The organism is Vibrio sp. Vb0598 (genome assembly GCF_033338935.1).
GTDB lineage: Bacteria > Pseudomonadota > Gammaproteobacteria > Enterobacterales > Vibrionaceae > Vibrio > Vibrio alginolyticus.
On the sequence record NZ_JAWOTP010000005.1, the window covers coordinates 1 to 25,562 of the forward strand.

At 45.0% G+C, this 25,562-nt stretch carries 23 protein-coding genes; 13 read left to right on the forward strand and 10 right to left on the reverse strand.

The genetic code is table 11. The annotated features are described in order from the left end of the window. Window positions 1-110 precede the first annotated feature (110 nt). Both R7Q38_RS06985 and R7Q38_RS06990 read right to left on the reverse strand, forming a co-directional pair. Complete coding sequence (locus R7Q38_RS06985) at window positions 111-236, reverse strand: hypothetical protein (RefSeq protein ID WP_254903806.1); 126 nt, start codon at window positions 234-236, stop codon at window positions 111-113. A gap of 366 nt (window positions 237-602) precedes the next feature. After that, complete coding sequence (locus R7Q38_RS06990; protein WP_213966531.1) at window positions 603-1,415, reverse strand: ABC transporter permease; 813 nt, start codon at window positions 1,413-1,415, stop codon at window positions 603-605. Window positions 1,416-1,877: 462 nt separating this feature from the next. Here R7Q38_RS06990 and torE point away from each other — a divergent pair, with 462 nt between their 5' ends. From torE to R7Q38_RS07010, 4 genes are all read left to right on the forward strand, one after another. Continuing rightward, the gene (gene torE, locus R7Q38_RS06995) at window positions 1,878-2,057 is read left to right on the forward strand and encodes a trimethylamine N-oxide reductase system protein TorE (protein WP_005378141.1); all 180 of its coding nucleotides are present in this window, start codon (window positions 1,878-1,880) and stop codon (window positions 2,055-2,057) included. 50 nt (window positions 2,058-2,107) lie between these two features. Beyond that, window positions 2,108-3,292 (forward strand): pentaheme c-type cytochrome TorC, encoded by a 1,185-nt coding sequence (gene torC / locus R7Q38_RS07000; protein ID WP_213966532.1) that lies wholly within the window; start codon window positions 2,108-2,110, stop codon window positions 3,290-3,292. Between the two features lie 26 nt (window positions 3,293-3,318). Further along, window positions 3,319-5,781 carry a trimethylamine-N-oxide reductase TorA gene (torA, locus tag R7Q38_RS07005; protein ID WP_005378138.1) on the forward strand — a complete coding sequence of 821 codons (2,463 nt, stop codon included), beginning with the start codon at window positions 3,319-3,321 and terminating at the stop codon, window positions 5,779-5,781. A 198-nt stretch (window positions 5,782-5,979) separates the two neighbouring features. Further along, entirely contained in the window at window positions 5,980-7,719 is a 1,740-nt protein-coding gene (locus R7Q38_RS07010) for a glycoside hydrolase family 36 protein (protein WP_318114172.1), read from the forward strand. A gap of 76 nt (window positions 7,720-7,795) precedes the next feature. Here the strand turns inward: R7Q38_RS07010 and R7Q38_RS07015 are convergent, their stop codons facing one another. Beyond that, window positions 7,796-9,010, reverse strand: coding sequence for a putative manganese transporter (locus R7Q38_RS07015; RefSeq protein WP_171344588.1), 1,215 nt, complete (start codon window positions 9,008-9,010; stop codon window positions 7,796-7,798). A 186-nt stretch (window positions 9,011-9,196) separates the two neighbouring features. On the opposite strand from R7Q38_RS07015, the gene R7Q38_RS07020 reads away from it, so the two are divergent. Then, the gene (locus R7Q38_RS07020) at window positions 9,197-10,102 is read left to right on the forward strand and encodes a manganese-dependent inorganic pyrophosphatase (protein WP_017634678.1); all 906 of its coding nucleotides are present in this window, start codon (window positions 9,197-9,199) and stop codon (window positions 10,100-10,102) included. 68 nt (window positions 10,103-10,170) lie between these two features. Next, a complete protein-coding gene (locus tag R7Q38_RS07025) occupies window positions 10,171-10,560 on the forward strand; it encodes a DUF2750 domain-containing protein (protein WP_005378129.1) in 390 nt (129 codons plus the stop codon). Window positions 10,561-10,642: 82 nt separating this feature from the next. On the opposite strand, the gene R7Q38_RS07030 is transcribed toward R7Q38_RS07025, so the two are convergent. From R7Q38_RS07030 to pspF, 6 genes are all read right to left on the reverse strand, one after another. Then, window positions 10,643-11,434: an ATP-binding cassette domain-containing protein gene (locus tag R7Q38_RS07030; protein WP_239938343.1), complete on the reverse strand. Its 792-nt coding sequence runs from the start codon at window positions 11,432-11,434 to the stop codon at window positions 10,643-10,645. Beyond that, window positions 11,431-12,426 carry an oligopeptide/dipeptide ABC transporter ATP-binding protein gene (locus tag R7Q38_RS07035; protein WP_005378126.1) on the reverse strand — a complete coding sequence of 332 codons (996 nt, stop codon included), beginning with the start codon at window positions 12,424-12,426 and terminating at the stop codon, window positions 11,431-11,433. The genes R7Q38_RS07030 and R7Q38_RS07035 overlap by 4 nt, the downstream gene beginning before the upstream one ends. Next, window positions 12,426-13,313 (reverse strand): ABC transporter permease subunit, encoded by an 888-nt coding sequence (locus tag R7Q38_RS07040; protein ID WP_005378123.1) that lies wholly within the window; start codon window positions 13,311-13,313, stop codon window positions 12,426-12,428. The genes R7Q38_RS07035 and R7Q38_RS07040 overlap by 1 nt, the downstream gene beginning before the upstream one ends. Further along, window positions 13,300-14,262, reverse strand: coding sequence for an ABC transporter permease (locus tag R7Q38_RS07045; RefSeq protein WP_005378122.1), 963 nt, complete (start codon window positions 14,260-14,262; stop codon window positions 13,300-13,302). Before R7Q38_RS07045 ends, R7Q38_RS07040 begins: the two co-directional genes overlap by 14 nt. Further along, window positions 14,262-15,881, reverse strand: coding sequence for an ABC transporter substrate-binding protein SapA (sapA, locus tag R7Q38_RS07050; RefSeq protein WP_017820870.1), 1,620 nt, complete (start codon window positions 15,879-15,881; stop codon window positions 14,262-14,264). Before sapA ends, R7Q38_RS07045 begins: the two co-directional genes overlap by 1 nt. Window positions 15,882-16,086: 205 nt before the next feature. After that, entirely contained in the window at window positions 16,087-17,094 is a 1,008-nt protein-coding gene (gene pspF, locus R7Q38_RS07055) for a phage shock protein operon transcriptional activator (RefSeq protein ID WP_017820869.1), read from the reverse strand. 232 nt (window positions 17,095-17,326) lie between these two features. Between pspF and pspA the strand changes: the two genes are divergently transcribed. The 7 genes from pspA (at window position 17,327) to R7Q38_RS07090 (ending at window position 24,666) form a co-directional block, all read left to right on the forward strand. Continuing rightward, on the forward strand, window positions 17,327-17,998 hold the full coding sequence (gene pspA / locus R7Q38_RS07060) for a phage shock protein PspA (RefSeq protein WP_005378119.1): 672 nt from the start codon (window positions 17,327-17,329) through the stop codon (window positions 17,996-17,998). A 14-nt stretch (window positions 17,999-18,012) separates the two neighbouring features. Next, window positions 18,013-18,246, forward strand: coding sequence for an envelope stress response membrane protein PspB (gene pspB / locus R7Q38_RS07065; RefSeq protein WP_005378117.1), 234 nt, complete (start codon window positions 18,013-18,015; stop codon window positions 18,244-18,246). Then, a complete protein-coding gene (gene pspC, locus R7Q38_RS07070; RefSeq protein ID WP_017634673.1) occupies window positions 18,239-18,628 on the forward strand; it encodes an envelope stress response membrane protein PspC in 390 nt (129 codons plus the stop codon). The genes pspB and pspC overlap by 8 nt, the downstream gene beginning before the upstream one ends. Window positions 18,629-18,789: 161 nt before the next feature. Continuing rightward, complete coding sequence (locus R7Q38_RS07075; protein WP_005378114.1) at window positions 18,790-19,821, forward strand: efflux RND transporter periplasmic adaptor subunit; 1,032 nt, start codon at window positions 18,790-18,792, stop codon at window positions 19,819-19,821. A 1-nt stretch (window position 19,822) separates the two neighbouring features. Beyond that, window positions 19,823-20,920, forward strand: coding sequence for an efflux RND transporter periplasmic adaptor subunit (locus tag R7Q38_RS07080; protein ID WP_170897155.1), 1,098 nt, complete (start codon window positions 19,823-19,825; stop codon window positions 20,918-20,920). Beyond that, window positions 20,917-24,027, forward strand: a complete 3,111-nt coding sequence (gene vmeI / locus R7Q38_RS07085; RefSeq protein ID WP_213907832.1) for an efflux RND transporter permease subunit — start codon at window positions 20,917-20,919, stop codon at window positions 24,025-24,027. Before R7Q38_RS07080 ends, vmeI begins: the two co-directional genes overlap by 4 nt. Before the next feature lie 72 nt (window positions 24,028-24,099). Further along, window positions 24,100-24,666, forward strand: coding sequence for a DNA-3-methyladenine glycosylase I (locus tag R7Q38_RS07090; RefSeq protein ID WP_005378109.1), 567 nt, complete (start codon window positions 24,100-24,102; stop codon window positions 24,664-24,666). 24 nt (window positions 24,667-24,690) lie between these two features. On the opposite strand, the gene R7Q38_RS07095 is transcribed toward R7Q38_RS07090, so the two are convergent. Beyond that, complete coding sequence (locus R7Q38_RS07095) at window positions 24,691-25,551, reverse strand: lipase secretion chaperone (protein ID WP_213907834.1); 861 nt, start codon at window positions 25,549-25,551, stop codon at window positions 24,691-24,693. Between the last annotated feature and the right edge of the window lie 11 nt (window positions 25,552-25,562).

Sequence of the window (25,562 nt, forward strand, 5' to 3'; positions counted from 1 at the left end):
TTGGCGCTGGACTAAACAAAGGCCCCCTTTTAGGGGGCTCACACAAAGCCACCTTCTTTAGAAGGTGGTAATTTACTTGTCTCTGCAAATGTCAAATAAGTCGAGTCATGCTAAATCAACTCTTCGTTGATGCCAAAATCGGTTGGGAGCCAATGAGAAGTTACTTCCTTTGGTTCTTGAACGAGCCAATCCAGAGGTGCATCGGACAGGAGTTCATCGTAATTTTCTTTGATCATTAAGACATCCATGTACGTCTCTCCAAGTTTGTGGTCACTGCCTTTACTTTAAAATTAGAACATGTCAGTCACGTGATCAATGCATGACGATTCGATTGATCACTTATGTTGCTATGTTTCTGGTTGCGTATGGGTTTTGGGGGCTTATCCACATTTTCTGTGGATAACCTGTACCAAAGGTCGTGCGTATCTAAACTTGCAAAGAAAATTTCATAAAATTAGAGGCTTATATCAAAAAGAATTCTGCCTGACTTTTCATCTGAAAGCGTCTTGATGAGTGCTCGAAGAATAGTTGAGTTATTCAGTTATAAGTACGTTCGACTTGGCAACATAAGTTGTTTAACGGGCTTTACCCACAAGCGCCAACTAACCGTGAGTTTTGGTCGATTCGGGTTGCTCGATTTTTATCTTGATTCGGCCTTCTTTGGTTTGTACCCAGCGCAATGTCATTTCTAACGTTATGGTTACGGAGGCACTCAACATAACGAAAATAGCCAGCATAATTACTAACTGGTATTTAATCGCAACCATCGGGCTCGCGCCACCTAGAATTTGACCGGTCATCATACCCGGTAAGGTAACCAGCCCTGTAGTGGCCATAGAAGCTAAAGTCGGGGCAAGGGACTTTCTAAGAGCCTCCTGAATGAAGGGGAAGGATGCGTAGCGAGGAGAGGCTCCAAGTGAGATTGCAGCCTCATATTCTGCTTGTCTCTGCTCAAAAGCCGTAAACAAATTCTGAAGAGCGATGATATTACTACTCAAGCTGTTACCCAATAACATACCAGCAAGTGGGATCATGTACTGCGCATTGTAAATAGGGGATGGTTGCACTAGGCCTGCTGTAATTGCAATCAGAAGTGGTATTAGACCACAGGTAAGGCCCGTTAGTAGCGGAAGCATAAGTGGCTTTTTAGGTAACTGAGCTTTTCCCGCAATTGAGCTGGCACCAATCAGTAGCATGATGGCAAGCCAAAGTATATTGACAAGTAAACTGTTTAATTGAAAAAGATATTCTAAATACACGCCAATCAATATGAGCTGAAGTGTCATTCGGATAACACTGATTATGGTGTCTTTTGCTATCCCTAATTTGTAGCGGGCATTGATAAAAAAGGGGACCAATAAAATCAAACCAAACAGTGCCAGTTTGACCCAGCTTATATCCACCACGTTATCCATAATCGCTCCTTGAAAGTACGCGAATAATTGTATCTAAGCCTCTCCTTTATATGAACCACTACGTGCACTTTTTGCTGTTCTTAAAGTAAACCTTGAGTGCTATTTTAGACATTAATACGCAGCATTCTGTTTACAAGTGGTTATCTTTTTCCGAGTTTTTAAGTCGATTTATGGCATGGTAATTACGATTTAAATGTGATCGATGTTTCTTAAATGTTGGTTATTTAACAACTACTTAAAAGACTTATTTTGTCACATCTGTTCATGTTTTTTAATAAATAACATCAATCCATCATATCTCTGGATGAGCTCAAAAAAGTGTTGAATTACAAGGTCTGAGGTCGCTTATTTGATTGAACCCTACTATTAGTATGGTCTAACATTTTCCATTAGAGATTGTAAAAAACTTAAGCTTGGTTACGCGGGCTTTTCAATAACACTAGATACAAAATAGGCAAATGTATGAGTGATGTTAATAAAATTGAGAGTGGTGAAAAACGCTCCCTGGAGTGGAAGTCGTTCCTCTTCATTGCAGTTGTTCTCTTCCCAATTCTGAGTGTGGCCTTTGTCGGCGGCTACGGGTTCATCGTTTGGATGTTGCAAGTCTTCTTCTTTGGGCCTCCAGGCGCGCACGGCATGTAAGCCAGTGAGCTCATAACCACACTTTTGAAAAGATTTTAAGAGAGCAAATAATGAAATCATTAATCATTAAACTGTGGCGTACCATGACGCGCCCAGCTGTACATATCAGCCTAGGTGTGCTGACTATGGGCGGCTTTATTGCTGGTGTTATCTTTTGGGGTGGCTTTAACACCGCTCTAGAAGCAACCAACACAGAAGAATTCTGTATTAGTTGTCACACAATGCGTGACAACGTGTACGTTGAGCTACAAGAAACGGTGCACTGGAAAAACCACTCTGGTGTTCGTGCTACCTGCCCTGATTGTCACGTTCCACATAACTGGACAGATAAGATCGCTCGTAAGATGCAAGCTTCTAAAGAAGTATTTGCACAAGTATTTGGCAACTACGACGAACCGGGGGTGTTCGAAGAGCGTCGTATCGAACTTGCTAAACACGAATGGGATCGTTTCTCGGCAAACAAATCTCTGGAGTGTAAAAACTGTCACAACTACGAATCGATGGATTTCGAGCAAATGTCTCCTACGGCTCGTATCCAAATGAAGCAAGCCGCTGAGAAAGATCAAAGCTGTGTTGACTGTCACAAGGGTATTGCGCACAACCTACCAGCAGGCATGGACAGCATTGGCGGTATCGTGGGTGATCTAGAGGGTATGACTTCTAACACTGATTACGGCGTTGGTCAGCAACTCGTGAGCGTTCGTCACCTACCAATTTACTTTGATGCGCAAGGCAGTAAAGAAGCTGGTCTTCTTAATCCTGCATCGACCGTTAAAGTTCTTGAAGACAAAGGCGAGTTTGTTGAGATCGAAATTGACGGTTGGCGCAAAGCAAAAGGTTTTGGTCGTGTAATTCAAGAAGACTTCGGTAAGAACATTGCGACTGCGTCTCTGATGAAAGAAGCAGCAACAGACAACAACATTGTGACGACTGGTGAGAAAAAAGTGGATGAGTTAACAGGCCTTCCTTGGGAAAAAGTAGCGGCGAAAGTATGGATTAAGAAAGAGTCTATGCTGAACGACATCAATCCTGTTTGGGAAAAATCTCGTGAAGCCTACAAGACCAATTGTTCTGTATGTCACACTCAACCTGCGGAAGCGCACTTCGACGCGAACACCTGGCCAGGTATGTTCGACGGTATGTTGGCGTTCGTTAACCTAGATACAGACAGTGAAGCACTGATCTTGAAGTATCTACAGAAACACTCTTCAGATTATGCTGAAGGTCACCACTAATAAGCGTCGGATTGGAGTAATTTTAAATGGCTATTACACGAAGAAGTTTTCTTAAAGGTGTAGCAACCACAAGTGCAGCGTCAGTAATTGGTCCTAGCTTATTGGCGTCCGCCTCTGCAAATGCCGTTGAGACGACAGGTACTTGGAAAGTAACCGGTTCTCACTGGGGCGCGTTTCGCGCCCACATCTACGCGGGTAAAGTTCAAGAGATCAAGCCGCTAGAGCTAGACAAAAACCCAACAGAAATGTTGAACGGTATCAAGGGTATTATCTACAGCCCTTCACGTGTTCGTTACCCAATGGTTCGTCTAGATTGGTTGAAGAAACATAAATACAGCGCAGATACTCGCGGTAACAACCGTTTCATCCGAGTAACTTGGGATGAAGCGCTAGATTTGTTTTATCGCGAACTAGAACGTATTCAAAAAGACTACGGCCCATGGGCGCTGCATGCAGGTCAAACAGGTTGGAACCAAACGGGTTCATTTAACAACTGTACTGCGCACATGCAACGTGCAGTAGGTATGCATGGCAACTTCATCACTAAAGTAGGTGACTACTCGACGGGTGCAGGTCAAACCATTATGCCGTACGTGCTAGGCTCAACCGAAGTTTATGCACAAGGTACGTCTTGGTCTGAGATCCTAGAAAACTCTGACAACATCGTTCTTTGGGCTAACGACCCAGTGAAAAACCTTCAAGTAGGTTGGAACTGTGAAACGCATGAGTCGTTTAAGTACCTTGCACAACTAAAAGAAAAAGTGGCGAAAGGTGAGATCAACGTTCTATCTGTAGACCCAGTGAAGAACAAAACTCAGCGCTACTTAGAGAACGATCACTTGTACATCAACCCGCTGACAGACGTAGCGTTCATGCTCGCTGTGGCACACGTGTTGTACAACGAAAACCTGTACGATAAGAAGTTCATTGATACTTACTGTCTCGGCTTTGAAGAGTTCATTCAATACGTTCAAGGTAAGACAAAAGACAAAGTAGAGAAGACGCCTGAATGGGCAGCAGCGATTTGTGGCGTGAAAGCGGACAAGATCCGTGAATTCGCACGCATGCTAGTCAGCGGTCGTACACAGATCCTGATGGGTTGGTGTATCCAGCGTCAAGAGCACGGTGAGCAGCCATACTGGGCAGCGGCTGTGGTTGCTGCAATGGTTGGTCAAATCGGTCTACCTGGCGGTGGTATCTCTTACGGTCACCACTACTCAAGTATCGGTGTGCCTTCTACTGGTTTCGCGGGCCCTGGTGGTTTCCCTCGTAACCTTGACCAAGGTATGAAACCGAAGTGGGACAACAACGACTTTAACGGCTACAGTCGTACTATCCCAGTTGCACGTTGGATCGACTGTCTGCTAGAACCTGGCAAAGAGATCAACTACAACGGCGGTAAAGTGAAACTGCCAGACTTCAAGATGATGGTTATCTCGGGTTGTAACCCATGGCACCACCATCAAGATCGTAACCGCATGAAGAAAGCGTTCCGCAAACTTCAAACGGTTGTAACGATCGAGTTTGCTTGGACTGCGACATGTCGTTTCTCAGATATCGTTCTACCGGCGTGTACGCAATGGGAACGTAACGACATCGACGTATACGGTTCATACTCGAACAAAGGTCTGATTGCAATGCATCGCCTCGTTGATCCATTGTTCCAATCTAAGCCTGACTTCCAAATCATGAGTGAACTAACTCAGCGTTTTGGTCGCCGCGAAGAATACACTCGTGGTATGAGCGAGATGGAATGGATCGAAAGCCTTTACAACGATTGTAAAAAAGCGAACGAAGGTAAGTTCGAAATGCCAGAATTCAACGAGTTCTGGGAGAAGAGCGTACTAGACTTCGGTGAAGGTAAACCTTGGGTTCGTCATGCGGACTTCCGTAAAGACCCTGAGCTGAATCCACTAGGTACGCCGTCTGGCTTCATCGAGATCACGTCTCGTAAGATCGGCCGTTACGGTTACGAACACTGTCAAGAGCACCCAATGTGGTTCGAAAAATCAGAGCGTTCACACGGTGGCCCTGGTTCAGACAAATACCCATTCTGGTTGCAGTCTTGTCACCCAGACAAGCGTCTGCACTCTCAAATGTGTGAGTCTGAAGAGTTCCGCGCGACATACGCGGTGCAAGGTCGTGAGCCTGTTTACATCAACCCAGCGGATGCCAAAGCAAAAGGTATCAAAGATGGTGATTTGGTACGTGTATTCAACGGTCGTGGTCAGCTGTTAGCCGGTGCTGTTTTGACTGACAGCTACCCACGTGGCGTTATTCGTATCGAAGAAGGTGCATGGTACGGTCCTCTAAACGAGAAAGAAGGCGCAATCTGTACCTACGGTGATCCTAACACGCTAACGCAAGACATCGGTTCTTCTGAGCTTGCACAGGCGACTTCTGCGAACACATGTATCGTAGACTTCGAGAAGTTCACAGGTAAAGTGCCGCCAGTCACTTCATTTGGTGGTCCGATCGAAGTTGCTTAATTAGTGCAGTTTGCATAAATCGAAATACCAGCCTCAGGGCTGGTATTTTTTTATCAAAATTTCAGTGAGCGTTGTCTCAATAGTAACTTCATAACGTTAAACGAGACTGGTATTCGTGATGATGGTAACGAATTGGGTGAGACAAGCAGGAGATAATGCGCCAAGCTAAACAATAATAATTAAGTGAGTAGACCCTTTATGGCTCAGAGCATTCAATTAGCAAATCACACTGAGATCACTGTGAATAACAATGACTTCCAAGTTGAAGTCGAGGGTAATCAATTACATTTTTCTTTTGCTGGTCTCCACAATAAAACCTTTACCGACCGTGAAGTGTTGCTCGAAATGCCGTTTTTGTACGAGCACGAGGCCAACGTAATTGGGGATGGTTTTCAAATGTTGGCGCAAACGGCGGGAACGATCAATCACCCCGTTGATATTGGTCGCTGCCCAGACAATAATCCTTCTTATCGAATCTACCCTAAAGATGCCCCTAAGCGTTATTACAACTATTTAGTGGTGGAAGGTTCAGCGGGCTACACATTATTTGGCTTCACATCATGTCATCGCTTTGCAGGCTATTTTGATGTTGTGCTGCGTGATGGGCATTGGGTTTTATCAGCCGCAATTGATGGTGAGTTGACTCAAGTGGCGGATTGGGAAAGTAATCAACTTGAGTCCGTGGCGGTACTCTGCGGTCAATCACTGTCCGAGCTTTATCAAACCTATGGCGAGATGATTGCAGAGCATCATCCTGTTCGCCAAGGTGTGACACAAGATGCGCCTGTTGGTTGGTGTTCGTGGTACGCGTACTACGCAGACGTGACAGAGCAAAACATCATGCAGAACGTAGATTGCATGCAAGATAAGCTCGAAGACCTAGAGTGGGTACTTCTGGATGATGGCTATCAAGCCTTTATGGGCGATTGGTTAACCCCATCAGATAAGTTTTCTGGTGGCGTAAAAGAGCTCATTCATAACATCCGTGCAAAAGGCAAAAAGCCGGCGATTTGGATGGCGCCCTTTATTGCTCAACCTGAGTCGGAGATCTTCAAACAGCATCCAGATTGGTTTGTTCGCCACAAGGATGGTGGCTTACTTAAAGCAGAAGATGTCACATATGGTGGTTGGCGATGCACGCCTTGGTACATACTCGATACCTCAAACCCAGAAGTGCAAGACCATCTGACGCATGTAGTCTCTGTCATGAGACAAGAGTGGGGCGTTGAGTTGTTCAAGCTAGACGCGAACTATTGGGGCACCTTAAAAGGTGTTCGTAAACAATCAGGTATTACAGGCGTTGAGGCGTATCGCTTAGGAATGGAAGCGATTGCCAAAGGCGCTGGTGATGCGTGGCTTTTAGGTTGCAACGCGCCAATGTGGCCATCTCTGGGGCTTGTGGATGCAATGCGTGTTTCTGACGATGTAGAGCGTCATAGTCATCGATTCGAGCAGATAGCCAGAGAAACCTTTTACCGTAGTTGGCAGCACCGAAAACTGTGGCAAATTGACCCGGATTGCGCGACATTCACTTCACTAGCTAACCAAGCCGCATCCAGAGAAGAGTATGAATTTCATCGCACGGTGTTATTAGCGAGTGGTGGTTTGCTGCTGTCTGGTGACCCGCTCCCTGAGATTACGCCGTTTGCTAAGAAGACACTGTCTAAGCTCATGTTACGTCAACAACGTAACCAACAATCTGCAAAGTTTACCGCTTTGAGTTTAAATCACGCGTTTTTAAAACTAACGACGAAGAATGACCTCCATTGTTTGTTTAATTATGCGAGTTACGGAGCGATGGAATTTACGCTGACGTCTGATCAACCGGTGGACTGGTATGATTACTGGACAGGGGAAAAGCTAAACCAAGAACCTTGCCAGTTGTTAATGGTGAGCGTGGATAAAGGGCTCAATGCGAAAGCGATCGTTACAGCATAACGTGAAGTAAATCGCCCAATACTAAGAACAAGAAAGGAGCCTATTGCGGCTCCTTTCTCGTTTGATGCCCTGAGCGTTAGAACTCGAATAAAAAGTAATACCCGTATCCAACAATAAACGCAGGAATGGACGAGTAAATAGTCGCGACCAAAGCAGCTTTCGGTGCCATTGCAATAGCGGGGAATAGGGCGTCACCATCGTTAGAAATCGCATTGGCCAGTTGCGCAGAAAGTGGCGCTGCACCAGAAATGTATAGGCTAGTGACTAAAATTTGCGGTCCACAACCAGGCAACATACCAATGGCTAGGCCAGCTAATGGCATCCAAATTCCCCAATGAGAAAAGGTTTCTACAAGGTCGAGTCCAGAAAAATAGGTCGTCAGTTCAAACGCCAGAAACGCCACGATCACCCAAGCACTGACGAAGTTTGTGTCTTGAGCCGCTTTTTGAATTGGGTGCGAGTCCACAATTTTTTCATCTTCAGAGACTGTTGACTGATAATCGCCGAGCTCTTTTGTCATCGCCCACAACGACATTGTGATCACCGCGAAGATAGCGCCTAGCCATTCAATGGTATTGGTCTGCAAAGACAACAGCTGATTAATATCGATTTGGAAAGACATTAACACAGCAACGACACTAGCAGGCACAATAAGCCATTTCCAAAATGCGCCTTGTAGATTGATTGCACGTTGTTCAAGAGGTGTGTGTCGGTCTGTCTGGTGTTGGCAACAAGCATGTGTCTGAGGTGCTTCTTTTGGTTCTGGTCGCAGAAAGTTATCAGCATGAAAAGCATTAACGACCAGTCCTGAAAGAGTACCCACGATAATGCCTAATCCAACCACGCCTAATCCTACACTTGGCTTGGCGGCAAGAAGTAAAAAGGCAGCGTCACCCATTGTTGAAGTAAGTACCGCGACAATCGCACCAAATCCCACTCGGCCACTAATAAATTGCGTTGTCACAACAATAGCGCCACCACAGCCAGGCAATGCGCCCAATAAAGAAGCAAAGAAAACCTGATGATTACGCGAGCGATGGTATAGCTCGGTAATTCGATTGGTTTTCGACATAAAGTTTGAAAGATAATGATAAATAGCCAATGTGGCAGCAACATAGCATGACACCGCCCAGAATGAGTCGGATAGCGTCTGTACGGCAACGTCACGTGTATTTTCATTGCCTAGCAAAATGAGCATGACGATAGGGATCAGCAATCGCTTATAAGCTAAACGAAACTGAGTAGGCTGAAACAACTGTTGTGCAGAGTGTAATAATTGGGTCGCGTTCATCGTTTACTCAAATGCAAATAGGAATAATTATCATTATATGTAAATGAGATTTATTCGCAATAGCATTGTGAACTTTTCTTCGTGTCAAACTCTTTGAAATCAGGTAAAGTATCGGCCTTTGTGAGCAAACACGCCCTAATTAACTGTATTAGGCGGCGTATAAAATTGACTTGAATAGGAAGAAACATGATTCTAGTTGTAGGTCATAAGAACCCAGACAGTGACAGTATTTGTAGTGCACTCGTTGCAACTGAACTTCTAAAAGCGCGTGGCGTTGAAGCTATGCCAATTCGCCAAGGCGAAATCAACCGTGAAACTCAGCACATCCTAGAAGTTGCTGGCGCTGAAGTTCCTGAGCTTCGCACATCAGTTGCGGGTGAGACCGTTTGGCTAGTAGATTACTCAGATCTAGCACAAGCACCAGACGATATCGCAGAAGCTGAAATTGCGGGTATTGTTGACCACCACCGTCTCGGTGACGTGATGACAGTAAACCCAATGGAAGCATGGATCTGGCCTGTTGGTTGTACCAACACTGTTCTATTCAACATGTTCAAGATTGAAGGTCACGCGATTACTCCACAAATTGCTAAGCTAATGATGTCAGCAATTCTATCTGACACAGTAGGTTTTGCTTCTCCAACTTGTACACAAAAAGACAAAGATGCCGTTGCTGAACTAGCGGCAATCGCAGACGTACAAGATGTTGACGCGTTCACTAAAGATCTTCTAATTGCTAAAACAAACATCGAAGGTCTATCAGCGGCTGAGCTTGTTGAGAAAGACCTTAAAGGTTACCCATTCAACGGTCGTGACGTAGTGGTTGGTCAAGTTGAACTTGCAACTCTTGAGCAAGTTGACGGTATGATCGAAGCACTAGAAGCAGACCTAGAATCTCGTTGTGAGAAAGATAACCTAGCGTTCGCTGCTGTAATGCTAACAGACATCACGACTGCTCAAACTCGTCTTCTATACAAAGGTGAGTGGGCTGAGAAGCTTGTTAAGCACGAAAAAGACGGCATGCTAATGATGGAAAACACGCTAAGTCGTAAGAAGCAAGGTTGGCCTTGGCTTCAAACTGAGCTAGCTTAATTTTCTAGCATATACTTTAAATGCCCGCCTAGCTGCGGGCATTTTTCTATGGGAAATAGGAGACGAATATGTCTGAGCAACTGACCCAAGAGCAGATGGATACCATTAATCGCTACAACGAAGAGCAACGTTTAAAGTACTGCGTAAAAGAGATTGTGGCGAATCGTAAGGTTTGGATTCTGAAAGACGAACATGGCTGTGTCATGTTAAATACAGAAGATGATGATTGTGTACCAGTATGGCCAAACGAAGAGTTCGCTTTGCAATGGGCGAATGGTGATTGGGAAGATTGCGAGCCAGAAGCGATCTCTCTAAACAAGTGGCACAGCCGTTGGACCTCTGGTCTAGAGGATGACGAGCTATCGATTGTTGTATTCCCAAATCAAAATGAAGAAGGGGTCGTATTGTTTCCTGACGAGTTTGATTTTGAACTGCGCAAACAAGCGAGCCGCCGTTAGTTTTTTGATTAGTACCCATGCAATAAAGAAGCCTGCGTTAAAGCAGGCTTCTTTACATTTGCACGATTACATCTTTGATAAGCTATTTTGTTTGATGGCTTGGCGCTTTATAAAAGTGGCTTTCGACTAATCGTTGAGTAATAGGATGCTCGGGATGAGTCAGTACTTGGTTGGTCTCGCCAAACTCGACCACTTCACCTTCATGCATCACCATCACTTTATCAGTAATATGCTTAACAATGCCAATATGCTGAGACACGTACACAAATGACAATCCCATCTCTTCTTGCAACTCGAGGAATAAGTTAATGATCTGCGAGCGCATTGCCATATCCAAACCGTTTAACGCCTCATCAGCGACAATGATGGAAGGTTGAAGAATAAGTGCACGAGCCAAACATACGCGCTGTTTTTGACCGGCAGCTAGCATTTGTGGATAAAAATAGGCGTGCTCAGGCAGCAATCCTACGCGGAGCAAGGTGTTCTTTACACGCTGCATGCGCGCATCTGGCGGCATGTTGGTATTTCGCTTTAGCGGACCTTCTAAAATACGACCAATCTGGATACGTGGGTTTAACGATGTGTTTGGATCTTGGAAAATCATGCGGATGAGCTTGCAGCGTGTCGCGTAATCTTTGTGCTCCAATCGTTCGCCATTCACACGGATCTCTCCGGAGCTTGGTTCAACAACGCCAGCAAGCATACGAGCTAGTGTGGATTTTCCTGACCCGTTTTGACCAATAAAACCAATAGTTTGTCCTGGCTCTAAAGTAAAGCTTACCGGTTTAACTGCCTCATTAACCTGACGTTTGAACAGACGGGAGCGCGTAACAAATTGCTTCGATAAACTATCGACTTCAAGTAACGCACTCATGACTTTTTCTCCGTGTTCAATGGAAAGTGGCAGTTAAATTTATGATTCTTAATTCGTCTGGTGTGTGGAATTTCTACACATTGTTTCTGCGCATATGGGCAACGTGGTCCGAGGCGACAACCGATAGGCAGATGCTGCAATGGCGGAATCGAGCCCGGTAGGGATTGGAGTTTTTGCTTGTGTGGTACCCAATCATTAAAGTCAGGCATCGCTTTAAGCAAGGCATCGGTGTACGGGTGCTTGGGTGCCGCAATGATTTTACTGGTATCGGCAGACTCCACCGACTGACCACAATACATTACCGTAATACGTCCTGCCCACTGTGTTATGGTCGCTAAGTCGTGGCCGATAAGCAAAATGGTTGTGTTATTAAGTTGGTTCATGCGGCTCAACAGACGCAATATTTGCGATTGGGTAATCGGGTCTAAGTCGTTCGTTGGTTCATCTGCGATCAGCAACTTTGGTTTGGTCGCTATCGCCATGGCAATCATGACTTTTTGGCACTCACCATCAGTCAGTTCATAAGGGTAGCTACCCATTAAACGCTTGTGATCTTTAATGCCTACTTTATGCAGAAGCGCGATGGCTTGTTTTTTACGCCATTTAAATCGCTCCCACCATTTCCCTTCAAACGCGCGAGATGGGATGGACTCGATCAATTGACGTCCCACTTCTTCTGAAGGATCAAGACAGGTTGATGGCTCTTGGAAGATCATCGCAATATCACGGGCAATGACGCGCCGACGCTCTTTTGGTGTAAGCTGAAGCAAGTCAATATTGCCAAGGCGCATACGGTCTGCGGTGATGCGCCAGTTATCTTTACTTACCCCGACAATCGCTTTTGCAACTAAGCTTTTCCCTGAACCAGACTCACCTACAAGACCACGAATTTCGCCTTCGTTCAAAGTTAGGCTCATTCGGTCAACGGCTTTGACCAACCCTTGAGGTGTTTCGATCTCAATGGTCAAATGTCGAATATCTAACAACGGCATTATTCGATCCCCGCATTAAGCGCTTGACGTACACCTTCACCTACTAAGTTTAGGGTAATAACAGTAAACATGATGGTCAGGCCGGGTAGGGTCACTGTCCAAGGTGCAATATAAATAAGCTCGACAGAGTCACCTAATATTGCTCCCCACTCGGTGCTTGGGGCCTGTGCGCCTAGGCCAAGAAAACCCAGTGCCGTAATATCTAAAATCGCAGCAGACAGCGCGAGTGTGATTTCAGCGGCAATGACCGTCAGAATGTTAGGAAGAATTGAACTCCACAGTAAGTAGAAATCATTAGCGCCATCAAGGCGTGCTGCCATTATGTAGTCTTTTTCAACTTCGGTGTGGACTGCGATATAAACAGAGCGAATAAAACGCGGAATCAAAGCTAAGCAGATTGCGAGTAAAATATTGAACCCACCAAAGCCGAGAAATGCCACAAAAATGATTGCTAATAAGAGCGACGGGATCGACATGACGGTATCGAGCAAGTGGTTGAGAGTACTCGACAGTAAGCCTTTCGTCATACCTGCCAATACGCCAATTAAACAGCCTACAACGGCAGCAATTGCGGTGATGGCGACAGCAGCGCCAAATGTTAGCTGAGAGCCCATAATCAGGCGTGAAAGAATATCTCTACCTAAGTCATCGGTCCCCAAAAAGTAATCAACCGTCCCTGCTGGGGCCCATGATGGCGGCACAAGCAACTCACCTGACTGTGCTTGGGCGTCAAATGGTGCAAGTAGGGGGGCAAAAATGGTAATAAGGACGATAAACACCAAGCACCACAAGCCAAACATGGCTAGTCCGTTGGCACGGTAGCTTCGCCAAAATCGCTCAAACTGAGTTGGAATGCGTTCTTCCTGATAAACGTTATTTGTTAGCATACCATTCCTTTCGAACTAAAGGGTTAATCATCGCGCCAATCAAATCCGAGAGTATGTTAGCGGTAAGAACCAAAGTCGCAAGTACCATCACGCCAGCTTGGATAGATGCATAGTCTTGGCTTGCTAGCGCATCTAAAAGCCAACGACCAATACCTGGCCAGTTAAAAATAGACTCCGTGATGATAGCTAAGGTAATCATACTCGAAAGTTGAACACCAACTTTGGGAATGATAGGCGGTATCGCATTCCGCAATACATGTTGAGTTACGATTTCGCGGTTAGAAAGACCTTTGATTCTCGCTGCACGGATGTAGTTTTGGCTCATCACTTCCGCTACCGAGGAGCGCATTAGTCCGACAACCTGGGTGGTTGGAGCCAAAGCAAGCACCAAACATGGCAGCACCATATGCTCAATGACGCTTTGCAGTGCGTGAGCGCGGTATTCACCTTTCGCCATGAATGCGTCGATAATGGCAAATCCGGTTACATGATCAATTTCGTAAAGCAGGTCATATCGTCCTGCCACGGGAAAGAGTTGGTACTCTAATGAAAAAACCATGATAAGTAACAGAGCCACCCAAAAAATTGGGGCGGAATAACCAGACATCGACATGAATGAAATGCTGGTATCGAGCCATTTACCTTGCTTCATCCCAGCCACGGTTCCAAGTGGAATACCGATCAAAAGGGACACCAAAAAGGCAAAAAAGCACAGTTCCAAAGTGGCTGGGAATACAACGGCGAGCTCGTCATAAATCGCGTTGCCGTTTTTACTTATGCCAAAATCAAGCTGAGAAAGGTTGATTAAGTAAGTTTGCCAACCAGACCAAAAATCAACGTTTGCCCAGTGCGAGAGAGGGTCAAGGCGAAGCAGAGAAAAACCCACTAATGTAAGGATCATCAAAGTGATGATAAATAGGTTAAAGCGTCGAACGGTATACCAAAACATCAGTGAATTCTCTCAACTCTATCAAACGGTTGGGCATTGAAAGGGCTTGATTTGAAGCCTGTCAGCGATTTGTCGTGCACACGGAACTGCACGCCATGCGCCAGAGGAATAACCGGGAACTCTTGATTCAAAATGTTCTGTGCTTGGCGATATAGGTTCAAACGGTAACGCGGTTCTTGAGTTTCTAACGCCAAATCGAGCAAGAAATCGAAGTCATCGTTACACCACATGGACACGTTAAGGCCAACGCGGTCAGACTCGCAAGATAATAAAGGGCGGAAAAAGTTGTCAGGATCCCCGGTATCACCAATCCAACCTGTTAAAAGTAAATCGATATCGTTGATGTTCTCCAAATCCACACGTTCAAACCTATCATCGGTCAGTAGCGTTAATTTAACCCCAATATCGGCAAAATTCGCTTGGATTAACTCCGCAGTCTTACGAGGGCTTGGGTTAAAAGCACGTGGTTCAAGTGGTACCCACATGGTCAATTCTAGGCCGTCTTCGTAGCCTGCATCTCGAAGTAGTGCCAATGCATAATTCCGGTCATAACGAATTTTTACGCTGTCTTTTTGATAAGCCCATGAATTAGGTGGTAGCAAGGTATAAGCTTGGGAGCCAGTTCCGTAGTAAACCGAATCTAAAATATTTTGACGGTTGATCGCTAAGTTAAGAGCTTGGCGAACTCGAGCATCACTCAGCGCGGTGGTTTCTGTGTTTATCGCAATAAAGGAAACGTTGTTAGCTGGTGTAGCCGTCAGCTCAAGGTTGTCATTTTCTTGAATGACAGGTATTTGGCTCGAAATAGGTGAAGAGAGTACGTCACACTCGTTTCTTAAAAGTTTAGCTAATGTACCCGTGCCTCTGTGAGAGATATCGAACACCACTTGTTCCATTTTTGCTGGTGACTTCCAGTAATTAGAATGACGCTCTAATCGAATCAAATCGTTCACTTGGTACTCTTTTAATTGATAAGGGCCGGTACCGATAGGAAGTTGGTCGATTTCTTCTTTATGATCTTTTGCAGCCAATTGCTGTCCATACTCCGCAGACAAGATAACCGCATGGCTGGTGGCAATATTGGCCAAGAAAGAAAAGTTTGGCTGAGATAACGTAAACCTTACCGTATGCTCATCTATTGCAACCACGTCTTGGAGTAGGTTTTGAAAATCTAACCCTGCAAACCATGGATAAAAACCACCACCTACTTGGTGAAAAGGATGGTCTACATCGATGATTCGCTTGAAGCTAAATACCACATCTTTTGCATTCAATGGGCGAGTGGGTGTGAACCAAGGCGTGGTTTGGAATTTAACACCACGTTTAAGCTTAAACGTGTATTCCGTCCCTGATTCATTTACTGACCAACTCTCGGCGATGCTTGCCACGGGCTGATGTGATTTAGGATCGAGCGTGAGCAGCGTATCGTACAGCTGCGGGCTCAGAGCCTCTGCGGTAATACCGCTATCAATAAGCTGAGGGTTAAACGTGGTCGGCTTACCCTGTCCGCAAAACACAAAGCCAGCTTTGCGAATATCATTGTGGTCAATTTCATCGCCACAAGCGGTCAGTAGGCTAATCCCAATAAGGCTCAGCGATAATCTTATAAAAGCATTCATAATATGAAATGTTCATTGGATCTTGCTCGTTTCGTTTGATCTTACTCTTTCAAAGCTAACAAGCGAAAATGATCTCGCTAATTTATCACCTTTGTGAACTCGCTCCAAACATAAAATCCATACACTGTAAGGTGTTATGCCATAAATGCATGCGAATTAGAGCGCAGTCACGAGCTCGTGTATTGATTGAGTACTCTCGGTCAAGTTAGCTTTGTCCGACCAAACCATATTTTCTAACCATCCCTCGTAATTGGTGATAGCTCAAGCCAAGTAGCTCGGCTGCTTGTCGTTGATTAAACTTGGCTTCTTCCAATGCACGATTGAGTAAATGGATATCTTGTTCCTCTTGCCATTGTTTATAGTCTAGAGGGAATTGGATGGTGTTGCTTGATGCTTCCTCTTCTTGTTGTTCTGCTTGTTTTGCACTATGGCCAAGCGCGCTGTGCCAAACCGTTTCAAAAGGATTGAAAACCAGTTCATCAATTGGGTGAGCATTCAGACCATGTTGGTAAATTGCACGTTCAATCACGTTTTTTAGTTCGCGGACGTTACCGGGCCATTCATATTCAATAAGCGACTGCTGCGCTTTTGGGGTAAAACCGACAAAGTATTCCAGTTGCAGTTCACGACACATTTTCATCGCGTAGTGCTCTGCTAAAGAGAGAATGTCTTCTTTGCGCTCGCGAAGAGGGGGTAACATAATGACATCGAAGGCTAGCCTGTCGAGCAGATCTGCACGAAAATCACCTTGCTCTGCCAACTTTGGTAGGTCGGCATTGGTTGCACAAACAAGTCGAACATCCGCATTGAGAGCGGTATGACCGCCAACTCGTTCATATTCACCATATTCGATGACGCGTAATAGCTTTTCTTGAACTAAAAGTGGTGCGGTTGCCAGTTCGTCAAGAAACAAAGTACCGCCCTCGGCGCGCTCGAAACGCCCTTTATGCTTACCTTTAGAGCCCGTGAAGGAGCCGGATTCATGTCCAAACAATTCGGAATCTATTAGCCCTTCGCTTAATGTCGCACAGTTGAGTGATAGTAGTGGTTTATCCCAACGTCTTGATAAATAATGCAAACGCTGAGCGATGAGTTCTTTACCCGTACCTCGTTCACCAATGATGAGGACTGGGCGCTCAATGGGTGCAAGTTGTGATACTTTATCTAGTACAGCGAGAAAAGCAGGTGATTCACCAATCAGGTTTTGCTTCATAAAATCCTTCTTATTTAACAGCCGAGCCATGATTCAGGGATAGAGTTGGTAAATTTCACCAACAGTTGGTGAAAAACATCATAGCACAATAGTGTGTAACGACAACAAAATGAATAACAATCTGATTTAAAAGAAAATTATAAGTTGGCACGTTACTTGTTATATATTCAGGGAGACACAAGGTTAATCACCACCTTGTCGAGTTTTAATAGGAAAAAAGAGGAGTTCCGTTATGGGTATTTTTTCTCGATTTGCAGATATCGTTAACTCAAACATCAGTGCATTACTGGACAAGGCGGAAGATCCTGAAAAAATGATCCGTCTTATCATTCAAGAAATGGAAGACACACTTGTTGAAGTGCGTACTAACTCGGCTAAAGCGATTGCAGACAAGAAAGAGTTGGCTCGTAAGGTTGAAACGTTAGAAGAGCAAATTGGCGAATGGGGCCAAAAAGCGAGCTTAGCATTAGTTAAAGAGCGTGAAGATCTAGCTCGTGCAGCGTTAATTGAAAAGCAAAAGCTAGAGCAAGTGATTAAAGGCCTCCACACTGAGCAAACCTTAGTGGAAGAAACGATCGATAAGCTTACTGGCGAGATTGGTAAGTTGGAAAGCAAAATTGCTGAAACGCGCGCCAAACAGCAAGCTCTAGCAATTCGTAACCAAACTGCATCTAACCGTCGTGATGTGCAAAAACACCTGCATACTAGCCGTACTAATGAAGCGATGGCGAAATTTGAGCAGTACTCACGTAAAGTGGATGAAATGGAAGCGGAAGCAGACCTGTATGCTCAAACTGGTAATGCTAAATCGCTAGAACAAGAGTTTGCAGAGTTGCAGGCACAAGACGAAATTGAAAAAGAGTTGGCAAAACTGAAAGAACAGATGTCATCGAAAGATAAATAAGAAAGGAGCCATTTATGTCGGCATTTTTTATAGCAGGACCAGTGATTGTCTTTTTAATCTTTGTCGCTCCACTATGGCTCTTCTTACACTATCGCAGCAAACGCAAAACAGATAGTGCACTGTCGAGCCAGGATTTAGAGCGCCTTCAGGTACTATCTGAAAAAGCAGAAGCGATGCAGTCCCGAGTTGATACATTGGAGCGCATCTTGGATGCTGAGTCACCAACATGGAGACGCAAGTATGAATAATCGAGAACTGTATCGTGATCCAGTAAATGGCAAAATCTCCGGTGTTTGCGCCGGTATTGCCAACTACTTTGGTGCAGAAGTTTGGTTGATTCGTATTGTAGTGATTTCTGCAGCGCTGTTAGGTGGTACGTTTTTGGTATTGTTAGCGTACGTCGCGATGGCGTTTATGTTAGAAAAGCAACCAGTAACGTATTCTGAAAATATCAGAGCGCAGCAAGAGCATACGCTCAAAAGTAAGCCTTGGCAGAAAGGGCAAAGCCCTGATCAACTGCTCAGTGTGTTGGAAAGGGATTTTGACCGTCTTGATGGCAAAATTCGTAACATGGAAGCTTATGTTACGTCTGATACATATAGGGTGAACAGAGAATTCAGTAAGCTTTAGGCATTTTGTATCCAAAGAAGATTTAACTGAAGCAGGCATAAAGCCTGCTTTTTTATCACAAATTACTAATTTTAAAGCACTATTAATCTTTTCTGCTCTGGAAGTTCGTTCAAAATTCATCTACTTTAAAAATAATCCCCCAATTTTTATGGATGAATGTAATGAGAAAATTGCTCATTCCTATTGCCATCTCGGCTGTCTTGTCGGGGTGCGGTAAAGAACTTCCTCCTGTTCCTGAACCTGAATCGCGCCCTGCGAAGCTATTTACAGTATCTGTTGGCAATGCCCAGTTTGAGCGACATTTTCCTGCCACGACGGAAGCTGGCGATAGAGCAGTACTGACATTTCGAGTTCCTGGGCTTCTTCAAACGATAGAAGTGAATGAAGGTCAAGTCGTCAGTAAAGGTGATGTTTTGGCGTCATTAAACCCAGATGAATATTCTCTGCTCGAACAGCAAGCTCGGGCAAATTTTTTGCTCGCAGATGTGCAATACAAGCGATACCAAAAGCTACGTAAAGACCAAGTAGTATCTGAGCAAGATTTTGATGAGGCAAAAGCGAATCACAACTCGGCAAAAGCTCAATGGAATCAAGCAAAGGCAAACTTAAGGTATACCAAACTTGTCGCGCCATATGATGGAACCATTTCGTACATTCCAGCAGAAAACCATGAATATGTTGCCGCGAAAGAAGGGGTGATGAATATTCAGTCCAACCAACTCCTCAAAGTGATATTCCAAATCCCAGACTATCTTCTAAATCGTTACACGCAGGGGAGCGATGTCTCTGCCAGAATGATATTTGATGCGTTCCCCGAGCGAGCCTTTGACTTAACCTTTCAGGAAATCGATACAGAAGCCGACCCTAAAACGGGCAGTTACAAAGTCACGATGGTCATGGAGCGACCAGCAGAAATAGGCCTTTTGCCGGGAATGTCTGGCAATGCTTACCTCCTGTCCAAAAGTGCAGGAGCGACAAAGATTCCTAACTCCGCGTTGCTAGAAGAGAACGGCAAAACATACGTTTGGCGTGTCGATGAGCAAGGCATTGTGTCCAAAGCCGCAATTGAGATGAATGACAAAAATCAAGTGTTAGCTGGGCTTAACGATGGCGACCAAATCATTATCTCGGGTGTCAGTGTAATTGAACCCGGAATTAAGGTAAGAGCGTGGATTAAGGAAAGAGGGTTGTAATATGAAAGGAATCATCTCTCTAACGACTTTACTTTCAACGCTTTTTCTCGTTGGCTGTGGGGATAAAGCGCCAGAAAAAGAGCTCGAAACGCCACGAGTTAGAGTTACGTCATTAGCGGGAAGCAAGGTGGATGACAACTTGTACTTCCCTGCGGTTGCGAATGCAGCGGATCGCTCTCATTTGAGCTTCAGAGTGGCAGGAGAAGTCAGCAGCATCATGGTAAAAGAGGGCGACAAAGTCACGAAGGGTGATGTTATTGCAACACTAGATCCCACTGACTATGAGTTGGATGTAGATAATGCGAGTGCGCGTTTTTCTGTTGTCGACAGTCAGTATCGCCGCTCACGCCCTTTGGTCGATAAAGGCCTATTAGCTAAGTCTCAGTTTGATGAAATTGCAGCACAACGACAAATCGCCTTAGCTGAGCTTCAGTTAGCCAAACTTCGTCTATCATTTACTGCCTTAAAAGCGCCCGTGGATGGGATTATTTCGCGAGTTAATATCGACCAATTCGAAAATGTTCAAGTCGGACAGCATATCGTTAATATTCACAGCTTGGAGCGAGTCGAAGTGTTGATTCAGCTTCCTGACCGCCTCTATGTGAACCAACCGCCAACGGAAGAAAGGCTTACCGCGATCAAAGCATTAGTGCGCGTGCCCAGTGGTAACGAATATAACGCGACGGTAAAAGAATTTACAACCGAACCCGACCCAACAACAGGTACGTTTACTGTCACACTGTCGCTTCCTATGCCGGAAGAAGAGTACATCCTAGATGGGATGGCTGTTGAAGTAACGTCTAAAGACGAGAATGTTGGGCTTGATCTCAACCTAGGAATTAATGTCCCTATCGAAGCCATTTTTAATGCGGATGGTGACGAGCTGGGGCGCGAAAACAAATTTGTTTGGGTACTGAATGACGACAATACGGTATCGCGCAAACAGGTGCGAGCAGGTAAGGCATCTAAAACGTCCATTCAAATCCTTGATGGTCTCATGCTCAAAGACAAAGTTGTGATTGCCGGTGTTTCTCGATTAAGGGATGGCATGAAAGTGGAAGTGATACAGGAAATGGCTACGCAGGAGGCCGGTCTATGAGCGATCTTAATAAATCAGCGCCTCAAAGTGATGATGATGTGACCGGTATTGCTGCGTACTTCATCCGAAATCGCGTCATCAGTTGGATGTTCGCACTGATATTTTTGATTGGTGGTATCGCCGCATTCTTTGGTTTAGGGCGTCTTGAGGACCCTGCTTTTACTATTAAAGATGCGATGGTAGTGACCTCTTACCCTGGTGCAACACCGCAACAAGTCGAAGAAGAAGTGACGTACCCAATCGAAAAAGCGATTCAGCAGCTTACTTATGTTGATGAAGTCAATTCGATTTCTAGCCGGGGATTATCTCAAATCACGGTCACGATGAAGAACAATTATGGCCCTGATGATCTACCACAAATTTGGGATGAGTTGCGCCGTAAAGTGAACGACCTTAAAGGGACGTTGCCTCCAGGTGTGAATGAACCTCAAGTGATCGATGATTTTGGTGATGTTTACGGGATTTTGTTAGCGGTGACTGGCGACGGTTATAGCTATAAAGAGCTACTGGATTACGTCGATTACTTACGCCGAGAGCTCGAACTGGTTGATGGTGTGAGTAAAGTTTCGGTATCCGGGCAACAGCAAGAACAAGTTTTCATCGAAGTATCGATGAAAAAGCTGAGCAGTATAGGTCTTGCTCCGGATACCGTGTTTAATCTTCTTTCGACGCAAAACGTGGTTTCTGACGCAGGAGCGATCAGAATTGGTGACGAGTACATCAGAATTCAGCCGACTGGCGAGTTCCAGAGTGTGGAGGAGCTGGGTGATTTGTTAATTACTGAGTCGGGTGCTCAGGGGCTCATCTTCTTGAAAGATGTGGCGGAAATAAAACGCGGGTATGTAGAAGTCCCGAATAATATTATTAATTTTAACGGCAGCCTCGCACTAAACGTGGGTGTTTCTTTTGCTGAAGGCGTCAACGTCGTTGAAGTCGGAAAAGCGTTTGATCATCGCCTTGCAGAGCTAAAGTACCAACAACCTGTTGGTATCGAAATCTCTGAAATTTACAGTCAGCCTAAAGAGGTGGATAAATCGGTTAGCGGTTTTGTTGTCAGCTTGGCTCAAGCTGTCGGTATCGTCATTATCGTACTTCTGTTCTTTATGGGGCTACGTTCAGGTCTGCTTATCGGTTTAATTTTACTGCTGACGGTGTTAGGTACGTTCATTTTCATGAAGTATCTCGCGATAGATTTGCAGCGGATTTCATTAGGTGCCTTGGTTATCGCGTTAGGTATGTTGGTGGACAATGCAATCGTCGTGGTTGAGGGGATTTTGATTGGTACGCAAAAAGGGCGAACTCGACTCCAAGCGGCGACTGACATCGTTACCCAAACCAAGTGGCCATTACTTGGGGCAACTGTGATTGCGGTAACTGCATTTGCGCCCATTGGACTGTCTGAAGACTCGACGGGCGAATACTGTGGCACTTTATTTACGGTTCTGCTGATCTCTTTAATGTTGAGCTGGTTTACCGCTATCTCGTTGACACCATTCTTTGCTGACATCTTCTTTAAAGGCCAGAAGATTAAACAAGGTGAAGGGGAAGAAAATGATCCATATAACGGGGTTATTTTCGTTATTTATAAAAAGTTTCTTCAGTTTTGTATGCGTCGTGCTTGGTTTACCGTTGTGGTGCTGATTGCGGGATTAGCGGCAAGTGTTTACGGGTTCACCTTTGTGAAGCAAGCGTTTTTCCCATCTTCGACAACGCCGATTTTTCAGTTAGATGTATGGATGCCAGAAGGAACTGATATTCGAGCAACTAACACAACGCTTAAAGAGTTAGAAAGTTGGTTAGCTAAGCAAGAGCATGTTGACCATATCACGACGACCGCGGGTAAAGGCTTACAGCGCTTCATGTTAACGTACGCGCCAGAGAAAAGTTATGCGGCTTATGGTGAGATAACCACTCGTATGGAAAATTACGAAGCGTTAAAACCATTAATGGCGAAGTTTCGAGAGTATTTAAAAGCCAACTACCCAGAAATCAATTACAAGCTCAAACAGATTGAGTTAGGCCCTGGTGGTGGTGCAAAAATTGAAGCTCGCATTATTGGCTCAGATCCAACCGCCCTTCGCACGATAGCCGCTCAGGTCAAGGACATCATGTACGCCGACCCTCAGGCAACAAATATCAGGCATGATTGGCGTGAACGAACCCAAGTTCTTGAACCTCAGTTTAACGAGAGTCAGGCACGTCGCTATGGCATTACCAAATCGGACGTCGATGATTTCTTGTCCATGTCATTCTCTGGAATGACGATAGGCTTATACCGAGACGGCACGACGCTCATGCCTATCGTGGCTCGTTTACCAGAAGATGAGCGCATTGATATTCGTAACATCGAAGGCATGAAAATATGGAGTCCAGCACAGAGTGAGTTTATTCCACTTCAACAAGTCACAATGGGTTACGACATGCGTTGGGAGGATCCTATTATTGTGCGTAAGAACCGTAAGCGTATGCTCACTGTGATGGCAGACCCTGATATTCTAGGTGAAGAAACCGCATCGACGTTGCAAAAACGTTTACAGCCCCAAATCGAAGCGATTCAAATGCCTCCTGGCTATTCACTAGAGTGGGGTGGTGAATACGAATCTTCTGGTGATGCTCAAGAGTCGCTGTTTACTACCATGCCAATGGGGTACTTGTTCATGTTCTTGATCACTGTATTCCTATTTAACTCTATCAAAGAACCACTCATTGTTTGGCTTACCGTGCCGCTGGCGTTAATTGGTGTCACCACCGGTTTGTTGGCACTCAACACGCCGTTTGGCTTTATGGCATTGCTCGGCTTCTTAAGCTTATCGGGAATGGTGCTCAAAAATGGCATCGTATTACTTGACCAAATTGAAATTGAAATGAAGTCCGGTAAAGAGGCTTATGACGCGGTCGTTGATGCTGCGGTGAGTCGCGTCCGTCCCGTTTGTATGGCAGCTATCACGACGATCCTTGGTATGATCCCACTGTTGCCAGATATTTTCTTCAAACCAATGGCGGTTACGATTATGTTTGGTTTGGGTTTTGCGACAGTCCTGACACTGATTGTCGTGCCAGTGTTGTATCGTTTGTTCCATAAAGTGGCAGTACCGAAACAGGCTTAGTGCTACTGATATAACGATGAAAAATATCGCGCCTCTAGCTCATCAGTTAGAGGCGCTTTTTAAGGAAGAATAATGACAGAACAAAAAACGTGTGCGTGGGCGATGAATCACCCATTAGAGCGCGAATATCATGATTCCGAATGGGGCGTGCCAGTATATGACGACCAAGTCCTGTTTGAATTTATTACTTTGGAAGGTGCGCAAGCTGGTCTTAGTTGGATCACCATCCTTAAAAAGCGCGAAGGTTACAGAGAAGCGTTCGAGAATTACGATCTAGATGCGTTGGAACAAAGAAATGAAGAACGCGCTGAATACATCGTGGAAAACTTCGATGTTGTGAGACATCGCGGAAAGATTAACTCGGTATTCAGTAATGCCAAAGCGGCCAAAGCGTTAATTGCTGAGTACGGGAGTTTATCAGACGCGTTGTGGCAGTTCGTGGACGGTGAACCAATCGTCAATCAATGGCAACATATGAGTGACGTACCAGCTTCGACAGAGCAATCCAAAGCCATGAGTAAATTCCTAAAAAAGAAAGGCTTCAAGTTTGTCGGTGAAACCATCTGTTATGCTTTCATGCAAGCCGTCGGCATGGTGGATGACCATATCGTTGGATGTCCTAAAAAGCAGAATAAGTGACGTTTGGCTATTAAGCTAATGTTGTTAGTTCTGGCTATCATGAATACGTTCCAAAGCTTCGATTCGACGCCACTGAGTGGCATCGAAGCTTTGTTTTCTTAAAGCAATGATTTCTGCCTGTTTTTCGTCTTGCCCTAGAAAATCCCTATTCAGAATATTTTGACGCTGCTTTAAGTAAGTGGCGAGTTGAGTTTTAAATGATGCTCTTTGCTCATCAAGCTTTTGCAGCCTCTGCGCTCCGGCATCTCCTACCAGAGCAACACGGGCGATGTACTTGTCTTGTGAATCAAGCTGAGAAGCTTGCTCGAGCTGCTCTGCTAATGCGTTATTGCGTTCACTTTCTCGTATGTAATCCGGTTGTTCTGATAACGCTTGATTGAGAAGGTGTGCTTGACTCTCGATATCCGATGCCTGTGTTTTAATCGTCAGCTTTTCTAAAGCAAGTTGGCGAAGTCGGTTTTCTTCGTCAAACAATTGGGTTATCTGCACCTCGTTAAAGTATTGAAGCTGTAAGTTCAGTATTGCTTCATTCAGCATGGTTAACTGTTCAAGCGTTAGGTGGTTGTGCTCAAAAGGCTCTAATGCAGTGAGTGCTTGCTTGTAGGAAAGGTAGGCTTGAAAAAGTGTGGCATCAATATTCAGAGTTTGCTTTGCTAAAGTGTCATCATTGACTTCCGCTTTGATCGTATCGAGATCTTCTTCGCCCAGCCGGCTAAGAGAATATTCGAAGAAATCTTTTGGAGAAGAGACATCGGCGGCTATATCTTGCTGAGATGGCGAATGGTTAGAGGTTATCTCTTGTTGTTTGTCGCTTTGCAACAGAGAAAGCGCTCCCACGCCAAATATCGAGAGCAGGATAAAAGTGGTGAGAGCGACTTTCTTCATTGTGATGACCT